We start from the raw sequence: 18,902 nt of genomic DNA, 5'->3' as shown, positions 1-18,902 counted from the left end.
GGTTCCCAGCCGTTACTCACCCGTCCGCCGCTCGACGTCCAGTAAATCCACCGAAGCTTCAATACTGCCGTTTCCGCTCGACTTGCATGTGTTAGGCCTGCCGCCAGCGTTCAATCTGAGCCATGATCAAACTCTTCAATTTAAGTTTTTTCGAAACCGAAGTTTCAGCTCAATGAATACTGATTACTGTTTCTCTCCGAAGAGAAAAACGAATTGACTGTGCCGAACAACTGTAAAAGTTGTCGTTTGGTCACTCAGTTCATCGAATAAATCTTTTTGTCTATTCTCAACGAGTGCCCACACAGATTGCATAGGTCAAATTGTTAAAGAGCGCCGCTCAATCTTGAGCGGGAGTGGCATCTTACGCCACTTAGGCAACAAGTCAAGCATTTTGTTTTGCTTGTTTATTTTGCCGTTGTTAGCGCGGCTTGCCGTGCCAACGAGAGCGCATTATAGAGAGGTATTTTTGTGACGCAAGGGGTTTTTCTTAAAAACGTTTCAAGCGAGCAAAAAGCCACCACTTCACGTTTGCCGTTCGTGGAGGGGGACTTTAATTGAAATCGTTTTGTCGCCGCGCCCCTGTGAAATAGAAAACCAGAGATTGTTGCTGTTGACGGCGGTTTTGCCACCGCACTGCCAGCGTTAGTGTTTTGGCAGATACCTTATCATCGACTATCAGTGTGTTTTGCACATTAGTCACCACCAGCTCATAGATCGAGTCTTCGGTCGTAATCAAACACTCCGAAAGGTTATCTAACCTGATGGGATCACGGTTACTTGTTGAACATGGCGCATCAGTATTGATCAATCGCCAGTGAGAGAGTTGGTTGTTAGCCAAATACATAGCCTCTTTAGCTAAACGCGCATCACGCTGCTGAGTCTGAATATCCGTTGTCAGGCGATACACGCCAGCGCTAGTCATAGAAACCAACACAAGAGCCAGTAAGATCTCGATAAATGAGAAACCTCGCGCTCGTAACATGCTACCCCTCTCCATGAGGCGGTTTGATGTCATGATAACTGTTACCGACAGGCCGCCACTGCCTAAGCCCAGCAAAACTCTTCTGCAATATCTCACCACTATAGGTCGGTTTGAATGAACCATACACCACGGAGTGGCCATCCGGCACGTCGGTAATAAATGCGCCCTTGGTGATGAAACTACCGTGAAACCAAAAAGGGACATGCCGTGCTTGATCAGGATCGGTGACGGTCGATGTGATCATTGGGCAAAGTTCTTGGATATTGCTATTAGAGCTCGAGCAAGACATCTGTCCAGACTCGGAAATACTCATCCCCCATTGATCGGCAAAATCATTATCGCTAGGCGTCGAGGTAAACTGATAAATCACACCGTTAAATGCATCCATACCACCTCGTAAAGCCAGAATACCGTCTTGAACAACGAGGAGAATAGGTACATCGCTTGCTAACACCGCATGTTCTCCCCGACTCAAATCGCAAGGCCCATCAACCCACACTTTAATATTCGCGTTCTCTGATGATGTACTGTTTGAAACCGCACTCAGTAATGGATCATAACACTCAGAGGGATCACCATGGGTACTAAAAACGGTGCCGCCTTGACGTTCAAATTGTTCTCTGACTGTTTTCCACTGCGCGCGAGGAGCACCAAAGTACTCTTTGAACAAGTCCATATTCTCAACATTGGTTTGCACATCTTTTTTTAGTCGCGCGCCGGTTTCATCGCGACTATCTGCCACTGTATAGTCGCTAATCTCCGTTTTATATTCGGGAGCGCATTTATCACTGCTCTCTAAGCTGACGGTGAACTTGTTTTCACTTTTCTCCTCTTCACTCTCAGGCCCACCTTCACCCGAAGTGCGTGGACGAATCATGACATCGCCCCCGGCTACAATTGAATGGCATTCATATAAACCATCCTCTCGCTTTTTTCCCTTTGCTGGTCGCCATGTATTGCCACCGTAAAACGCTGCTGATCCTGAAGTGACAAATGAACTTCTTCGTGCACCGGTGGCTTTTGCTAGGGTCACTCCGACTTGTTGCTGTGCATGAGTCGCGTAAAGATGCCACATTCCGCGATCACTATTTTGCCAAGGATCCAACCATAATTGGCTCCCTGCGATATGTTGACAAGGTGAGAGTTGCGCTATCCCCGCTGCCACATCGTCTTTCGATAGGTGAATACCATCATGTTTAATCTTGGCTACCGCGCAGTCCAGAGCCGCCCAAGCTCTGGAAAGGGATTGTTCAGTCGTGATTTTTGCCTGTGTTTGTTGGATATCATTGACTGCGCGTCGACTGGCGCCTAATACAATCAGAAGCGTAATCAGAGCGATACTGGCGACCACCGCGAGAGTGGCCATACCTTCTTGGTCACGCTTATATTCCGCGATGTACTTCATGGTGAGACCACTGTGTTAGCTAAAACCAACGTTCGCGACACATCTTTCCGCTGGCTAGGTTGGCGTATTAACGAAGCGGAAACCTTGATAGTCAGTGAGGTAATACGTCGCCCATCTTCCGTGCGCACCGCATTACGGGAAAAAGATAAATGCGAGATCTTCAATGCGCGAGAAGAAATATCTCGCCAATAGCCTGATTCACACGACCAGTTTGCTGTGTCTCGGTGGTTTTCATAGACCTCTATGGCATGGGCTTCAGTGTCTAGTCGAAAGCCTTTGGCGTCATCTTTACCCACGGTATTCGTAGGATGGGTGCTGCCTTGTTGATAAGCAAAACGAAGGCATTGCCCTTGACGCTGCGAAGGGGTTTCATCAATCAATAAAAGCTGAGGTTCATGACCATTGTCAAAGAGGTAGGGTGATGCGCCACCACACTGGTAGCACAGCCCGGCTCGGCGTATCTCAGTTTCCATCATCGTTAATAAGCGGCTGATTTCGAGCGATAAGCGCGTCTTGGCATCGAGTCTGGCTTGCATCGTGGTTGCCGAAGTCAAGACAGCAAGTGCTGTGATTGAAACTAAAATACTCACTGACAAACCGACTAAAAGCTCAACTAATGAGTACCCTTTAGACTTAGCTGCATGCACTGTCGATACCACCCCACTGACAGGATTCAAAACCGAGGTATTGACGGACAGTGACCACATAGTCAGGCGCTTGCCCGTCGCCGTCGCCCAAACCGACGGTCAGATTCAAGGTTGGTCGCTGGGTGCGAAAATCAATCGAGAATAACTCGCCTTCCGGTAACGGCGCCCAGCTTTTTTTCGCTTTCAGCAACAGCGAGATATCAGTCGGGATCGTCACCATAGGCAATCTTGTCTGTTGGCAAGACATGGCGGAGAGCTGATCAGGTGCACTGCTAAGTAGACCGCTTCCACGACTCGGTTGCGCAACGATACACTGGGTGTTTTTTGCTTTAAGCAGGCGAAGATGATAGACCCGGCTTTCTTCCATCGCACGAGCTTGAGCAAGATGAAACAAACTTGTGAGCGATTCACTGCGGCTCGCGATCATCGTTGCTTGCTGGGCAGACGAAAAGCGAGGAATCGCGATGGTGCAAACAGCCGCCAACACGCTCAGTACCAGCAGGGACTCAATAAGGGTGATGCCACTCATGTTTTTAAGACAGCGCCGAGAGCACTGACTTAAGCGCAGAGTTTGAAAACGCATACTGTCTCCCAAGGTTTGGGGGTCGCCATTGCCTGCAGGCTAACACCCGCATAGGCTCAGTAGGGTTTTCATTATCAACTCTTCGAGAGGTTAAAAAGAATGCGTCAGCGTCAAAGCCGCCGTTTTCAACATGGAGTGACGTTGATCGAGATCCTGATAGTGCTCGCCATTATTGCCACCTTAGCGGCCGTGGTCGTGCCTCACTTTCACCAGTATCAGCAAACACAAGCACGCAAAGCAGCGATTGGGCGGTTAGTGCAGCTCCAGTCCTGGGTAGAAATACAAGTCATCACCAAGGCATATTACCCAAGCGTTTCTCACTCTGAACTTCTAGAACAGGGGCTTGTTTGCACAGATTGCCAAGTATCATCCGACTATCAGTTCTCGATAAAAGGCAGTAAAACAAGCTATAGAATTATCGCTCACCCTCAAGCAGATGGTCGTCAGCATGACGACCCATGCAATAGGTTGGCATTGCACCCTAATGGGGTAATTACCAGCATGTCAGCCGAGACATCCTGCTCGCTTCCCTCCGAGTAGGGCACGACAGACGTCTCTTTGAAATAGGTTCTTGTGGCAAAAAAATAGCCAGCACAAGGCTGGCTATTCACTATTCGCAATTGTTATTCACAGATAACGCTTTACTGTCTGTCAGGCTAAGCGTTTATCCGGTCAAATCGTCAAAAAACTTCTTCACACCGTCAAAAAAGCCTTCTGATTTTGGCTTGTGCTTTTTCGCTTCAGTGCCACTAAACGACTCTTCCAGTTCTTGAAGCAGCTCTTTTTGTCGGCTACTCAAGTTAACGGGGGTCTCGACCACCATTTTGCAGATGAGATCGCCAACACCGCCACCACGAACAGACTGCACCCCTTTACCGCGCATACGGAACATGCGGCCCGTTTGTGTCTCTGCTGGGACTTTTAGGCTAACACGGCCATCTAACGTAGGGACTTCAACCTCGCCACCGAGCGCTGCCATGGTGAAGCTCACCGGTACTTCGCAGTAGAGGTTGTTACCATCACGGGTGAAAATATGGTGTTCGCGGACGTGCACTTGAACATACAAGTCACCCGCCGGAGCACCGTTTTCACCGGCTTCTCCCTCACCAGATAAGCGAATGCGATCGCCCGTATCGACACCTGCAGGAATTTTCACATTTAGGTGCTTGGTTTCTTTTACGCGACCTTGGCCGTGGCAGCTATTACAAGGGTCTTTAATAATGGTCCCGCTACCATGACACGTTGGACACGCTTGTTGGACCGCGAAGAAACCTTGGCGCATTTGCACTTGGCCGATCCCGTTACAAGTCCCACAAGTTTGTTTTTTCGAGCCCGGTTTCGCTCCACTGCCATCACAGGTTTTACACCCGACATAAGTAGGCACTTCGATCTCTTTGCTGACGCCACGGACCGCCTCTTCCAAGGTAAGCTCCATGTTGTAGCGTAAATCGGCACCACGTTGCGCGCGTTGCTGACCACCACGACGACCTCCGCCGAATATATCGCCGAATACGTCACCAAAAATATCGCTAAAGTCAGCACCTCCGCCGAAGCCTCCGCCGCCGAAGCCGCCGCCTCCCATACCACCTTGCTCAAAGGCGGCATGACCATATTGGTCATAGGCTGCACGTTTTTGCGGGTCGGTCAGCACTTCGTAGGCCAACTTGATTTCTTTAAACTGGTCGGCGGCATCATCGCCTTTGTTGCGGTCTGGGTGATATTTCATCGCCAGCCGCTTATAGGCTTTTTTAATATCGCGCTCGCTTGCATCGCGGCTTAAGCCGAGCACTTCATACAAATCTCTTTTAGACATGGTCTGACTGCACCTGTTTACGTCAACAAAACAAAGACGTTCAATTCACTGTTTGATAAAACGACGGGCGAAGGAGATTGCTCCCCTACGCCCGTGCTTATTAACGACAGTGCTTTCGCTTATTTCTTGTCGTCGTCTTTAACTTCTTCGAACTCAGCATCGACAACATCGTCGTCTTGTTTTGCTGAATCAGCACCGGCGTCTTGCTGCGCCTGCTCATCTTGAGCTTGCTGCTGCGCGATTTCCATCAATTTTGATGAAGCGGCAACCAGTGCTTGAACCTTCGCGTCGATGTCTTCTTTATCTTCACCGTTACGCGCGGTTTCTAGCTCAGAAATGGCGGTTTCGATCTTCTCTTTGTCTTCCGCAGGCAGTTTGTCACCCGCTTCGTCCATTTGCTTACGTGTACCGTGAACCAGCTGGTCAGCTTGGTTACGCGCAGTCACTAGCTCTTCGAACTTCTTGTCCGCTTCTTTATTCGCTTCTGCTTCTTGAACCATCTTTTCAACGTCTTCGTCGCTCAGACCGCCAGACGCTTGAATAGTGATCTTCTGCTCTTGACCCGTTTGCTTATCAGCAGCAGACACGTTCAAGATACCGTCGGCGTTCAAATCGAAGGTTACTTCAATTTGTGGCACACCACGTGGCGCAGGCTGGATGCCCTCAAGGTTGAACTGACCCAGTGATTTGTTATGCATGGCTTGCTTACGCTCACCCTGAATCACGTGGATCGTTACCGCACTTTGGTTGTCTTCTGCCGTCGAGAACACCTGATTCGCCTTGGTTGGGATCGTGGTGTTTTTCTCAATCAGCTTGGTCATCACACCGCCCATGGTTTCGATACCCAGTGAAAGCGGGGTCACGTCAAGCAGCAGTACGTCTTTTACATCACCAGACAGTACGCCACCTTGTGCCGCGGCACCCATGGCAACGGCTTCATCAGGGTTCACGTCTTTACGTGCATCCTTACCGAAGTACTCTGCCACTTTGGCCTGTACCATTGGCATACGAGTTTGACCGCCGACCAAGATAACGTCAGTGATTTCGTCAACTGATAGCTCCGCATCAGCCAGTGCCACTTTCATTGGCTCAAGTGAACGCTGAACCAGCTCTTCAACCAGTGATTCTAGCTTGGCACGCGTAACTTTGATGTTCATGTGCTTAGGACCGGTTGCGTCCGCCGTCACATAAGGCAAGTTCACGTCTGTTTGCTGTGCTGAAGACAGTTCAATCTTCGCTTTCTCAGCCGCTTCTTTGACACGCTGCATCGCTAGCGGGTCTTGACGTAGGTCGATACCTTGCTCTTTTTTGAACTCGTCAACCAAGTAGGTGATCAAACGGTTATCGAAGTCTTCACCACCAAGGTGCGTGTCACCGTTTGTTGCCAATACTTCGAACGTTTGCTCGCCATCTACCTCATCGATTTCGATGATAGAGATATCGAAGGTACCACCACCTAGGTCATACACAGCGATTGTGCGATCGCCGCCTTTTTTGTCTAGACCATAAGCCAGTGCCGCAGCTGTTGGCTCGTTGATGATACGTTTAACTTCTAGACCTGCGATACGACCAGCATCTTTGGTTGCTTGACGCTGTGAGTCGTTAAAGTAAGCAGGGACAGTAATTACCGCGCCAGTCACTTCCTCACCGAGGAAATCTTCAGCGGTTTTCTTCATTTTCTTCAGGACTTCAGCAGACACCTGTGGCGCAGCCATTTTTTGGCCTTTCGCCTCAACCCAAGCGTCACCGTTATCTGCCTTCACAATTTTGTAAGGCATGATGCTGATATCACGCTGCACTTCTTCATCTTCGAAGCGGCGGCCGATCAGACGCTTGATAGCAAACAGGGTGTTTTCTGGGTTTGTCACTGCCTGGCGCTTCGCAGGCTGGCCGACAAGTGTTTCACCATCTTGTGTGTAAGCGATAACCGATGGTGTTGTACGATCACCCTCTGCGTTCTCAATGACGCGCGTTTTTTCACCGTCAAGTACGGCGACACATGAGTTGGTTGTACCCAAGTCAATACCAATGATTTTACCCATCTGGTGCTCTCCGAAATTCGTTCTGTGGCTTTAATGCGTTACCCCTTATGTGGGGGTAACTGTGAGAGGTTCAACCCCTCACCGCAATTTTTATTTAATGCTGCCGTTTAAATAAGGGCAGCCAAATGCTTTTCAAGGGGAGAAGGCAAAAAAAACACCGAATCGAGTTCGGCAAGGGCCTTCTTCAGCGCCCTCGTTAGGCTTTTTCGTCTACGTTACCTTGCGGCGCTTTAGACACCATCACCATGGCTGGGCGCACAACACGGCCGTTTAACTCATAACCTTTTTGCATCACCATCATCACGGTATTTGGCTCATGCTCCGCGCTTTCTTGGATGGTCATGGCCTGATGCAATTCAGGGTCAAACGGCTGACCTTGTGGATCGATCGCTTTCAACCCAAACTTATCGATGGTATCCATCATGGTTTTCAGCGTCAGCTCAACGCCTTCCACCATTGGCTTGATTGATTCGTCTTCTTTGTCGGCCATCTCCACGGCACGCTCAAGGTTATCAATCACAGGTAAAAGCTCACCGGCGAATTTTTCTAAGGCAAACTTGCGCGCCTTATCCACTTCTTGCTCGGTACGACGACGCATGTTGTCCACGTCTGCACGGGCACGCAGCACACTGTCTTGCTGCTCTTGCACCTTGGCTTCGCTCGCCTCGAGCGCCGCTTCAAGTTCGGTGATACGTGCAATCATGGCTGCGGTTTCCTCATGCTCAATGTCTGCACCACTACTTGCTTGTTGCTCAGCGGCCTGCTCTGTACCTTTGGCTTCAGCAGCTTGCGCGTTTTTCATCGCTTCCTGCTCTTGCTTCACTTTCTGTTCTTCGCTCATGATCACTCCGACACAAATGGCATTGCCCAGCACGCCACTGGGACTATTCAACTTGATTGACGAAAGTATTATGGGGATGAATCTTTGTGATTCAACCGCCCACATAACGCAAATCACGACAATCGCTTTTTTCCCGCGTTATACTGAGCTCAAATAACGATGAGATCCTAATTATGTCGACACCATTCCAGCGCATTGCCTTAATTGGCAAACCTCGTAACCCGGAAGCGGTTAACACACACATAGGCCTCTACCATTGGCTTATCGAGCGCGGTTATGACGTGTGTATCGATACACGTTTAAGCACTAACCTGGGTTTGCCGGATGCACATTATTTGGATCTGGTCAGCATTGGCCAACACGCTGACTTGGCCATTGTGATCGGCGGGGACGGTAACATGTTAGGTGCTGCCCGCGTATTGTCTCGCTGCGATATCAAGGTGATCGGGGTAAACCGCGGTAACCTCGGCTTTCTCACCGACTTAGATCCCGAAGCCTTCGAACATGCGCTAGAAGCGGTATTAAACGGCGATTACGTGGACGAAGACCGTTTTTTGCTTGAAACCGAAATCCATCGCCATGATCAGGTAAAAAGTCATAACGCCTCATTGAATGAAGCAGTGCTTCACCCCGGGCAAGTCGCGCACATGATTGAATTTGAGGTGTACATTAACGAGCAGTTTGCCTTCTCTCAGCGCTCAGACGGGATTATTATCTCGACCCCCACAGGCTCAACAGCCTATAGCTTGTCCGGCGGTGGCCCCATTTTATCCCCCAGCCTCAACGCGATTTCGCTCGTGCCTATGTTTCCGCATACACTGTCAAGCCGCCCGCTGGTCGTCGATGGCAACCGCCGTATAAAATTACTGGTTTCACCAGATAACCGCGGCACGTTGGAAGTGAGCTGTGATGGTCAGGTCTCTTTGCCAGTCAACCCAGGTGATGAGGTACATATTTACAAAAGCCCGGCCACTCTCAAGCTCATTCATCCTCAAGACTACAATTATTACAATACCTTACGTAAAAAACTGGGTTGGTCTTCTAAGCTATTTTAAGCGAGCCACTTCCTTATTCTTATTCTTATTCTCCGCATCCGATAAAGAGCAGGTCTTCCTGCTTTTTTCATGCACAATTTTTGTGCTGTTCATCGCATTCACAACAATTCTTGCTAAACAGTATTCACTGGATGAAAAAACAGTATATACTGTATCTATACACAGTTGTTGATAGATACAGGTGTTTACTATGTTAGCCGATATAACCATTCAAAACTTTGCCATCGTTAAATCCTTGGAGCTGGAGTTTAGTAAAGGCATGACGGCGATCACCGGTGAAACCGGGGCGGGTAAATCCATTTCTATCGATGCGCTGGGTTTGTGCCTTGGCGATCGTGCCGATGCCAATATGGTTCGCCCGGGTGAAAAGCGCGCAGAGATTTCTGCCAGTTTCACCCTAGAGCAAAACAGTGCCGCGCGTCGCTGGCTACAAGATAACGAACTCGAAGACGGCGACGATTGCATTCTAAGGCGTGTGATCACCAAAGAAGGTCGTTCACGCGCATACATTAACGGAAACCCGGTTCCCGCCTCACAACAAAAAGCGCTTGGGCAGTTATTGATTAATATCCACGGTCAGCATGCGCATCAACAGCTGTTACGTCCCGAACACCAGATTACCTTGTTGGATCAATACGCCGGTCACCAGTCTTTGCTGGATAAAATGGCGACACGCTATCAGCGTTGGCGCCGCACTAAAAATGAGCTAAAAGCATTGATCAAGAAAAAAGATGACATTGATGCTCAGCAACAGCTATTGGAATATCAAGTGGGTGAACTCAATGAACTCGCATTGGGTGAAGAGGAATACCAACACATTGAAGAAGAACACAAGCGCTTATCGAACAGTGGTGATATCGCCATGACCAGTCAGGCGGTAGTGGATCTACTCAGTGAAGGCGAAGAAACTAACACCCTAAGTTTATTGACCGCCGCTCAACAGCGTTTAAGTGAATTAGCCGCGATGGACAATCACTTTTCACCGCTCGCTGAGATGCTTGAAGAGGCGCGGATCCAAACGCAAGAGACGAGTCAAGAAGTGAGCAGTTATCTTGATCAACTCGATATGGATCCTCAACGCCTTCAGTATCTAGATCAGCGCATGAGCACTATCATGAGTTTGGCGCGTAAACATCAGGTTCAACCCGATGCATTATATGAAACGCATCAACAATTGATTCAAGAGTTGGAGAAACTGGGACATAACGATGAGGCGATTGAGCAATTGCAAGCCGATGTGGACAAGCAGTTTGCTGACTGTCTCGACACCGCTGAGAAGTTGAGCAAAAGCCGCCGCCGCTATGCCAAAGAATTGAACAAACTGATCACGCAAAGCATGCACCAGCTGAGCATGGAACATGGTAGCTTCGAGATCCAAGTCGAGAATAAAGCGGAAACCCACCTCAGCCCACTGGGTGGCGATGCTGTGGCGTTTCTTGTGTCGACGAACCCAGGTCAGCCTTTACAGCCACTGGCTAAAGTGGCATCCGGCGGCGAGCTCTCTCGAATCTCACTTGCCATTCAAGTCATCACCGCGCAAAAGGTTGAAACACCAAGCCTTATCTTTGATGAGGTTGATGTGGGGATCAGTGGACCTACAGCAGCGATTGTGGGCAAACTCTTGCGTCAACTTGGCGACTCCACCCAAGTGATGTGCGTCACCCACTTGCCGCAAGTCGCAGGCTGTGGCCATCAGCAAATGTTTGTTGCCAAAGACACAGAGAAAGGCAGCACCACAACCCGTATGTACCCGCTCGACTATCAGGCACGAATTAGTGAACTTGCACGGTTACTGGGCGGCAGTGAAATCACTGATCGCACCCTCGCAAACGCGGAAGATCTTCTAGTGGCCGCTTGATTCTGCCAAGTCAAAACAGCGTTGAATGTGGCATTAAGACCGAGAAAAGTGCACTAGCTCTGCTTTTCTCGGTTATTTCCTTACACACGTCGAACTTTTTCACATTATCACCGTCCAAACGCTGGTCGTTAGCAGGTTTTTTACATATATTCTCTGCTTGATTATACTCGGGACGCGAAAGCCAGCAGGCACGAACTGCTAAGCGTCTTCGAAAGACGTGATTTGCCATCAAAAGACAGTGAAGATATTAACTATGGGTTGGACTAAAGCCGCCGTTGCCTCTCTGATGGCGATTGCCATGATGGGCTGCTCTTATGCCGAAAAACTGGTTTATCGAGTGGATATAAACCAAGGAAATTACATTGAAGAAAAGGCCGTGGACGCCTTGAAATTTGGCATGACCAAAGAGCAGGTTAAGTTCCTTCTCGGTCCTCCTATGCTCGTTGAGTCAGGCTACCCCAACACTTGGTACTTTGTGCAATGGCAACAACCTGGCCATGAAGCGCCGACACAAAAAGATCTGGTCCTCTCCTTTGACGATAATAACCAATTAGTCAACATGGACGGTGATTTCGAGCCGGGCGAGCAATTTTTCGAAGCCGTTCAGTAACGGTGATGCATCCGGCACTCTGATGCCGCTATATATTCATCCTTTAGTAAAGGCGCCGATCGGCGCCTTTCTTTTTACCCCGTTACGAGCGTTTGCGCTGGGAATCAACACGGCCCCCGGTGACAGGATCGGCTTTCCCCTCTTGTTTCGCGCGCTCGGCGCGGCGACGGCGGATCTCTTTCGGGTCGGCTTGCAGCGGCCGGTAAATCTCAATGCGATCCCCGTCGCGCACTTGCGCGTCTAGTTTCACCGGTCGGCTAAATACCCCAACCTTGTTGGTCGCAAGATCAATCTCCGGATAGGCGCTTAAGACACCTGATTGACGAATAATATCTTCCACCGTCGAGTCGGGCTTCACCACGCAGTTGAAGATGCGCTGCTCATTAGGCAACGGGTAAACCACTTCAACATGCAGCAATGTCTCTTCACTCATAAATCTCTTTCGCTCGCTCTGTAAACGCCTTCACCATGCTACTGGTTAACTCGCTGAAGATACGGCCAAAGGCAGCTTCAACCAAGCGGTTAGTAAACTCAAACTCGAGATCTAATTCGATTTTACACGCATCGCTTGATAGTGGCGTGAATTTCCAGCCACCACTCAAGCGTTTAAATGGTCCATCCACCAGCGTCATATCAATTCGGCTGTTATCTACCAGATAATTCTTAGTGGTAAATGTTTTCTTTATGCCCGCTTTCGCCACATCTAACGACGCAACCATGGTGGTGTCTGTGTGCTCAATAAGACGGGTACTCACACACCCGGGCAAAAAAGCGGGATAGGATTCAACATCGTTCACCAAGGCAAACATTTGCTCAGCACTGTACGGCACTAAAGCCGAGCGGATGATTTGCGGCATAGGGACTCCTTGCAAGTTAACCGCGAGATAATACCATCGAGACCCACTTTGACCAATGTTAGCAAACAACATCGCGAATAAAGTCTTACTCTTTCTGCCCTTGAGTACGATAATCCTTTCATTCTTCGATATATCGCCTTTATAATGCGCACACTATGGCTAAGAAAAACGCAAAGAACAAAGCAAACAGCAACACCATTGCACTGAATAAAAAAGCGCGCTTTGAATACTTCATTGAAGATGACTTCGAGGCAGGGCTTGAGCTACAAGGTTGGGAGGTGAAAGCACTCCGAGCAGGTAAAGCCAATATCAGTGAAAGCTATGTGTTGTTAAAAGACGGGGAAGCCTTCTTGTTCGGGGCTACCATTACCCCGCTTAATGTGGCTTCCACGCATGTGGTGGCCGATCCACAGCGCACCCGTAAGTTATTGCTTAAGCGGCGTGAGCTTGATACCTTGCTAGGCAAAGTCAATCGAGACGGTTTCACGGTGGTGGCACTGTCTTTATACTGGAAACAATCTTTTGCTAAACTGAAGATAGGGTTGGCAAAAGGTAAGAAGTTACACGATAAGCGCGATACCGCGAAAGATAGAGACTGGCAACGTCAAAAGTCCAGGATCATGAAAAACGCAGCGCGTTAATCGTTGACGCGGCAGATCAATCTGTTAGACTCTGCCGCTCACACTCTGGGGCTGATTCAGGATTCGACAGGATTGAGAAGGCCCGTGGAGCATGCCGAGGGGCGGTTGGCCTCGTAAAAAGCCGCAAAAAAATAGTCGCAAACGACGAAAACTACGCACTAGCAGCTTAATAACCTGTTGAGTGCCTATCCTCCCTAGCCTCCGCCTGTAGGACGGGGATTCAGGATAGTCAAAACCAAACAGGATCGCGTGGATGCTTTGACCCAAGAGCTGAAGCGTTAAAACTAAGTTGGGTATGTCTTTGTGTGGCGTGTTTGTCCGCAGCACACTGACGAGATTAAAGACAAACTAAGCATGTAGCGCCATTGGTTAGACTGATTCTGGACGCGGGTTCAACTCCCGCCAGCTCCACCAATTTTATATTCAAAGACGTCCACGGACGTCTTTTTTATTGTCTAAAATAACGAAAAATCAACAACTTAGCGTTCATAAAGGTCCATAGAGGTCCACCAACCGCTTTGATTTTTAGGTACACCGAGGTGTACACTGATAAAAATGGAGGCTGAGAGGTGTACCCATTATGGCTAAAATCATAGCTAAGCTTACGGATAAGAAGATAAAAGCGGCAACGCCAGAAGAGAAAGAGTACCTACTCTATGATGGCGACGGGCTCAGATTAAGAGTTAAACCAACCGGCTCTAAGCTTTGGCTTTTTAATTACCTGCGCCCATTCACCAAAAAGCGCACCAACCTCAGCCTCGGTGCCTATCCCACTGTTACCCTCTCTCAAGCGCGTAAAGCGACCATGGATGCAAGAGCCCTCCTCGCTCAAAACATCGATCCTAAGGAACACCGTGAAGAGCAACAAAGGCAAGAGATTGCGCTCACCGAGCATACGGTAGAGAAAGTCGCCTACCAGTGGTTCGAGCTGAAAAAAGAGCAAGTGACTGAGGGATACGCGACCGATATATGGCGCTCTCTGGAACGTCACATTTTTCCAAAGCTTGGCGCTACTCCCCTTTCCAAAATCACTGCCCCTATGGTGATAGATGCCTTAAAGCCCATTGAAGCATCGGGCAGCCTAGAGACATTAAAGCGTTTGGTCCAACGACTAAACGAAATGATGAACTACGCGGTTAACTGTGGCCTTATCCACGCTAATCCGTTATCGGGCATTGGCGCTGCATTCAAAAAGCCCAAAAAGAACCATATGGCAGCGCTAACTCCCGATGAACTACCAGAGTTAATGCAAAAGCTTGCTTACGCGAATATTAAACGGGTTACCCGGTGCCTAATCGAATGGCAGCTACACACCATGACACGACCAGCAGAAGCGGCAGCTGCGCGATGGGATGAAATAGACTGGGATAACGAACTATGGATTATCCCGGCGGAGAGGACAAAAAAAAGAAGAGAACACCGGATCCCACTCACAGAGCAGATGCTGGCGATATTAGAAGTGATCAAGCCGATAAGTGGTCATCGTGATTTTATATTTCCTTCAGATCGTGATCCGCAAAAACCTTGTAATAGCCAAACGGCCAATATGGCACTAAAACGAATGGGGTTTGCCGACCGGCTAGTGAGTCATGGGCTACGCTCCCTGGCAAGTACTACACTCAACGAGCAGGGTTTTGATGCAGACCTTATCGAGTCCGCACTTGCCCACGTTGATGACAACCAGGTACGGAGTGCATATAACCGGACAGACTACATCGAACGCCGACGCCCAATGATGTGCTGGTGGAGTGGACACATCGAGCAAGCAGCTAAAGGGAGCCTCTCTGTGACTGGGACTAAGCAGCTTAAAGTGATCTAACCGTAGACCCTGATAAAAACACGCTACCTGAATACTCTGACCCCGCATGGGGGCCAAGCAATCTACCCACTATACCGAAGCGGGGGTGTGGTTAGAGCGCATCAAATAAGGGATTTACGGTCATTTAAATCAACCAAAAATCGCTCTGGGTACGGCATGGGGTACGGGGACCATTAAAACCCTCAAATCTCATTGCCATCCAGGCTCTTTACTTAGCCTGCATGAATGTACAGATGTTGGGTCTGTTGTTGGCTTTTAGCTGATCGATGTAGATTAAGGTGAAAAGCCTATCAACTGATCACTGACCTGCCTCTATTGCCTTCAGAGGCAACTATTTTATCTTTCGTTTCTCAAGTCTAACGAGTCGGCTCTTCCTTGTAGCGAAGTTATGTCAATCACCCGACCTGTGTAGCGCCAATTATTCTTCAGCTATACATACCAACACACCTACCCTGTCACGCAGGACAGGATAAGCGTGTGGGTGGGTCAATTTTTAACTGACGTTGATAAGCCCTCGCTCCAATCAGTCACACAGAGCCTACCTAAGTAACTCCTCTTTGTGTCCCTAGCAATATTTTTGCAGCCAGTTCACAAAATATGGTTTATCTAACAGTTTGGACAACAGCGCACGAAAACCAAAACAGCCGTTGATAGACTAACTCCAGTGACGCCAACTAGGCGGCATGTTAGGTACCTACTGGTACTGATCGCTGATGGCATGGCTACACCCTGGATGGTTAATTTGAAACCAAATAACGTGCGCGTTCTTCTTGACAGGCTCATGCTAACCTAGGACGAGAAAATAGAAGCTATCGGAATAATACCCTTGAAAAGTTTCGTTTGGGATTAGTGTGAATGTTTGAGTTGAGATAGATAGCATATGCACTATTACAACCGTTAGGAAATAGGAGAGTCTATGCAAATTTGGAGGCTGGAGACCCACCACAAGAAACCCGGAGAGGCTCTTCAGAAAATGAAGAAATGGAATCTAAGGAAGTATTATGATTGAGTCTGAGTATGTACGATTTTTGCGAACTCTAGATTCAGACGAATCTCTTCCGGGAGAGCGAAAGATCGCGAACCTCGTCTTAGAAAACCTTGATGAACTTACTCCCCTCGGAACCCATCAAGGCCAGCGGGTTAAGAAAATGGTTGCCTTGGCCCAGGCTAAATGGGATTCCTTAAGCATTGAGGTTCAGTCTGTACCCGATATAACTGCCGAGAAAACCTATCCGATTACTCAGTTAAAAAGTATGGCTGTGGGGCCATTCCGTGGTTTCTCTAGGCAAGAGATTTTTGATTTAGAAAGCCGTTTAGTCCTCATATACGGACCAAACGGTACTGGAAAATCTAGCTTCTGCGAAGCCCTCGAATATAGCCTGCTGGGTAACGTGGCTGAAGCGGAAAACAAGCGTTTTCGAGATCAGGGTGGTTACCTGAAAAACGCACATGCTAATCGTTTTGCTACGCCTGTTGTTACAGGCTTAAACGAGCAAAGCACTGAGGTTGAAATTGAAGCAAATGAGGGACTATTTAGATTTTGTTTCGTTGAAAAAAATCGTATCGATAACTTTTCCAGAATTGCCGCTCAGGCACCCGCCAAGCAAACAGAGCTTATATCAACGTTATTTGGATTAGACTCTTTCAATGACTTTGTACGCAATTTTACCTCTGAGTTTGACCCAAAATATATTGATCTTACTGGTGTTAAAGCAGCTCAGTTAGCGACAAAAAGGCAGGCACTTTCTGGTTCTCAGCAGCAGATAGCGACTAACAATGCAGAGCTGCAAACACTAAATGTTGAGGAGCAAGCATTAGCCACACAGTACCGTGACGGAGCAACCTTTAGCCAATTGGTCTTTGAACTAAACGGTGATGATGAAAATGCAGGAGCAATCCAGCGACTAGAAACCGATTTGCAACAGCCCCAAGCAAATAAAACCAACTTAACAATTAGCGCATTACAGACACTTGGTAGCTCCATTAGCGGCGACCTCAGAGAGCTGGAGTTGAATCAAAAAGACTTGGAAAATGCAAGTCAGGAGGTATCATTCAAGAATCTATACGACGCAGTTGTTCAGCTACAATCGAATAGTCCAGAGCATTGCCCAGCGTGTAAAACGCCGCTCAACCAAGTATCCGTAAACCCTTACGGTAACGCTAATGAAGAACTTCAAAAGCTGCAACACTTGGCAGAACTTCAGAAAACGGCACAACGGCTTCAACAAAATGTTAGTCAATGGTTGCTGGACCTCTCGCAAATATTGAATGTTTGTTTGACGTTTCTGCCACAAAACAATGCTATCCAAAATTTTCAAACTTCACCTGGCTCACAAGTCGATATCGGATGGTGGCACTCCTTGCAGCAACAGTTAGCGGATGGTTTTACGCCATGGCAGCACCTGTACGCTCAGGTAAAGTATCTCGAGGAAGCCGACAAAAAGACTGACCAGGACGCTCAAATACGTTCAACCAAGCAAACTGAGCTAAATCGTTTACGCTGGTTTAAAGATCAAATCACTGTCTTAGAAACACGCAGAAACACAGCTAAACAAGCAATTATTGCTGCGCAACAGGCAATCACTAGTTTTGATACGGAGAATGCTGAACTTATAGCTGATGTGGCTGCTGAGCATGCCAAAGTGCAAAAAAATCAAGAGATTGCATCTTCTTATAAGAGCTTTGTCGAAAGATTGAATGCATATAAGAATCGATTGCCGAGCCAGTTAATTGCTGACCTGGGCGACCTAGTTGTGAGACTTTACAATGCTTTTAATCGTTATGATTCAGAATCAGATAAATTAGCTTCTGTTCAACTTCCGTTATCTCAAAATCAACGGCTGGGCATTGCATTTTTGAAAGACCCTTCTGCCTTATTTGATGCTCTTCATGTTATGAGTGAGGGGCATATCCGTTGCCTTGGGCTAGCAATATTGCTTGCCAAGAACATAAAAGAGCGTTGTCCGGTGCTTATTTTTGACGATCCAGTGAACGCAATTGATGATGAGCATCGTCGTGCCATAAGGGAAACCTTATTTGCTGATGATTTTTTCAAAGGTTGTCAGATAATTTTGGCAGTGCATGGTGAGGAGTTCTTTAATAACACACATCAACTGCTAGGTAAGAGTCAGTCACTTGCGTCTCAATCATATATTTTCTTATCAAGCGCTGGCGAAGACCATATTCAAGTTGACTCATTAAGGCGACCAAAAAATTATGTATTAGCTGCACGAGAACTATATGCACAAGGGGAGTATCGTGACGCGTTGATGTCGGCAAGAAGAGCGCTAGAGAACTTATGTGAAAAAACTTGGTTTCATTACGGAAAGCATAGTGATAAGAAGGACAAGCTGATTAGTGTCTCTCGTCGTTCTCCTTCGGCGGCATGGGATCTAAGGGCATTAGCTGAAAATCTAAGATCTAAGCTGAATTGCTCCCAGTCAAATATACCTAACAAAGAGCCGATAGTGTCTGCTCTCACTGCTGTGCTAGGTCAAGATGGAAGAAACGCATATTGGTCGTACTTGAACAAAGGTACACATGACGAGACTGACCTACCTGAGTTCGACCAGCATACTGTCAACGAGGTAATTTCTGCTTTAGAAAGTTTGGACGTTGCCCTAAATGATACGAGCGGAAGTTCCGTTTCTGGCATATAACGGTAAGTAAAGCATTATAAATGGGGGGAAATTCAATGACGGGCCTAGTATCCAGAATCCACCAAGGGCGATATGACTCAGAAGAGGATC

At 48.1% G+C, this 18,902-nt stretch carries 16 protein-coding genes, 1 rRNA gene and 1 other RNA gene; 8 read left to right on the top strand and 10 right to left on the bottom strand.

Features of this window, described 5'->3' with window-relative positions; all coding sequences use genetic code 11:
• The 5 genes from BZG73_RS11705 to BZG73_RS11685 form a co-directional block, all read right to left on the bottom strand.
• Nucleotides 1–142: ribosomal RNA gene (locus BZG73_RS11705) — 16S ribosomal RNA — on the bottom strand; the annotation flags it as partial.
• Nucleotides 143–550: 408 nt separating this feature from the next.
• Nucleotides 551–982 (bottom strand): type IV pilus modification PilV family protein, encoded by a 432-nt coding sequence (locus tag BZG73_RS11700; RefSeq protein WP_046075192.1) that lies wholly within the window; start codon nt 980–982, stop codon nt 551–553.
• Between the two features lies 1 nt (nt 983).
• A complete protein-coding gene (locus BZG73_RS16015) occupies nt 984–2,387 on the bottom strand; it encodes a hypothetical protein (protein WP_077668382.1) in 1,404 nt (467 codons plus the stop codon).
• Nucleotides 2,384–2,923: a hypothetical protein gene (locus tag BZG73_RS11690; RefSeq protein ID WP_077668381.1), complete on the bottom strand. Its 540-nt coding sequence runs from the start codon at nt 2,921–2,923 to the stop codon at nt 2,384–2,386. Before BZG73_RS11690 ends, BZG73_RS16015 begins: the two co-directional genes overlap by 4 nt.
• A gap of 97 nt (nt 2,924–3,020) precedes the next feature.
• Nucleotides 3,021–3,617 (bottom strand): pilus assembly FimT family protein, encoded by a 597-nt coding sequence (locus BZG73_RS11685; protein ID WP_077668380.1) that lies wholly within the window; start codon nt 3,615–3,617, stop codon nt 3,021–3,023.
• A 99-nt stretch (nt 3,618–3,716) separates the two neighbouring features.
• Between BZG73_RS11685 and BZG73_RS11680 the strand changes: the two genes are divergently transcribed.
• Nucleotides 3,717–4,157 (top strand): type IV pilin protein, encoded by a 441-nt coding sequence (locus BZG73_RS11680; protein ID WP_077606432.1) that lies wholly within the window; start codon nt 3,717–3,719, stop codon nt 4,155–4,157.
• Between the two features lie 124 nt (nt 4,158–4,281).
• Here BZG73_RS11680 and dnaJ read toward each other — a convergent pair whose 3' ends face one another.
• The 3 genes from dnaJ to grpE form a co-directional block, all read right to left on the bottom strand.
• Nucleotides 4,282–5,430 carry a molecular chaperone DnaJ gene (gene dnaJ / locus BZG73_RS11675; RefSeq protein ID WP_046075187.1) on the bottom strand — a complete coding sequence of 383 codons (1,149 nt, stop codon included), beginning with the start codon at nt 5,428–5,430 and terminating at the stop codon, nt 4,282–4,284.
• A gap of 119 nt (nt 5,431–5,549) precedes the next feature.
• Nucleotides 5,550–7,472, bottom strand: coding sequence for a molecular chaperone DnaK (dnaK, locus tag BZG73_RS11670; protein ID WP_046075186.1), 1,923 nt, complete (start codon nt 7,470–7,472; stop codon nt 5,550–5,552).
• A 196-nt stretch (nt 7,473–7,668) separates the two neighbouring features.
• Nucleotides 7,669–8,313 (bottom strand): nucleotide exchange factor GrpE, encoded by a 645-nt coding sequence (grpE, locus tag BZG73_RS11665; protein WP_077606433.1) that lies wholly within the window; start codon nt 8,311–8,313, stop codon nt 7,669–7,671.
• Between the two features lie 173 nt (nt 8,314–8,486).
• Between grpE and nadK the strand changes: the two genes are divergently transcribed.
• The 3 genes from nadK to bamE all read left to right on the top strand — a co-directional run bounded on the left by nadK (nt 8,487) and on the right by bamE (nt 11,836).
• Nucleotides 8,487–9,368 (top strand): NAD(+) kinase, encoded by an 882-nt coding sequence (nadK, locus tag BZG73_RS11660; RefSeq protein WP_046075184.1) that lies wholly within the window; start codon nt 8,487–8,489, stop codon nt 9,366–9,368.
• 190 nt (nt 9,369–9,558) lie between these two features.
• Complete coding sequence (gene recN / locus BZG73_RS11655; protein WP_046075183.1) at nt 9,559–11,226, top strand: DNA repair protein RecN; 1,668 nt, start codon at nt 9,559–9,561, stop codon at nt 11,224–11,226.
• Between the two features lie 253 nt (nt 11,227–11,479).
• On the top strand, nt 11,480–11,836 hold the full coding sequence (bamE, locus tag BZG73_RS11650; protein ID WP_046075182.1) for an outer membrane protein assembly factor BamE: 357 nt from the start codon (nt 11,480–11,482) through the stop codon (nt 11,834–11,836).
• A gap of 82 nt (nt 11,837–11,918) precedes the next feature.
• Here bamE and BZG73_RS11645 read toward each other — a convergent pair whose 3' ends face one another.
• Together BZG73_RS11645 and BZG73_RS11640 are read right to left on the bottom strand one after the other, a co-directional pair.
• The gene (locus BZG73_RS11645) at nt 11,919–12,269 is read right to left on the bottom strand and encodes an RnfH family protein (RefSeq protein ID WP_046075181.1); all 351 of its coding nucleotides are present in this window, start codon (nt 12,267–12,269) and stop codon (nt 11,919–11,921) included.
• Nucleotides 12,262–12,693: an SRPBCC family protein gene (locus BZG73_RS11640; RefSeq protein ID WP_046075180.1), complete on the bottom strand. Its 432-nt coding sequence runs from the start codon at nt 12,691–12,693 to the stop codon at nt 12,262–12,264. The genes BZG73_RS11645 and BZG73_RS11640 overlap by 8 nt, the downstream gene beginning before the upstream one ends.
• A gap of 155 nt (nt 12,694–12,848) precedes the next feature.
• Between BZG73_RS11640 and smpB the strand changes: the two genes are divergently transcribed.
• The 4 genes from smpB (at nt 12,849) to BZG73_RS11620 (ending at nt 18,812) form a co-directional block, all read left to right on the top strand.
• Complete coding sequence (gene smpB / locus BZG73_RS11635; RefSeq protein WP_046075179.1) at nt 12,849–13,334, top strand: SsrA-binding protein SmpB; 486 nt, start codon at nt 12,849–12,851, stop codon at nt 13,332–13,334.
• A gap of 47 nt (nt 13,335–13,381) precedes the next feature.
• Nucleotides 13,382–13,748, top strand: a transfer-messenger RNA (tmRNA) gene (gene ssrA, locus BZG73_RS11630).
• A gap of 166 nt (nt 13,749–13,914) precedes the next feature.
• Nucleotides 13,915–15,153, top strand: coding sequence for an integrase domain-containing protein (locus tag BZG73_RS11625; RefSeq protein WP_077668379.1), 1,239 nt, complete (start codon nt 13,915–13,917; stop codon nt 15,151–15,153).
• A 1,001-nt stretch (nt 15,154–16,154) separates the two neighbouring features.
• Entirely contained in the window at nt 16,155–18,812 is a 2,658-nt protein-coding gene (locus BZG73_RS11620; protein ID WP_077668378.1) for an AAA family ATPase, read from the top strand.
• The last annotated feature ends 90 nt before the right edge of the window (nt 18,813–18,902 follow it).

The organism is Salinivibrio siamensis, from assembly GCF_001996005.1.
GTDB lineage: Bacteria > Pseudomonadota > Gammaproteobacteria > Enterobacterales > Vibrionaceae > Salinivibrio > Salinivibrio siamensis.
This window is presented reverse-complemented; position numbering and strand designations above follow the sequence as displayed.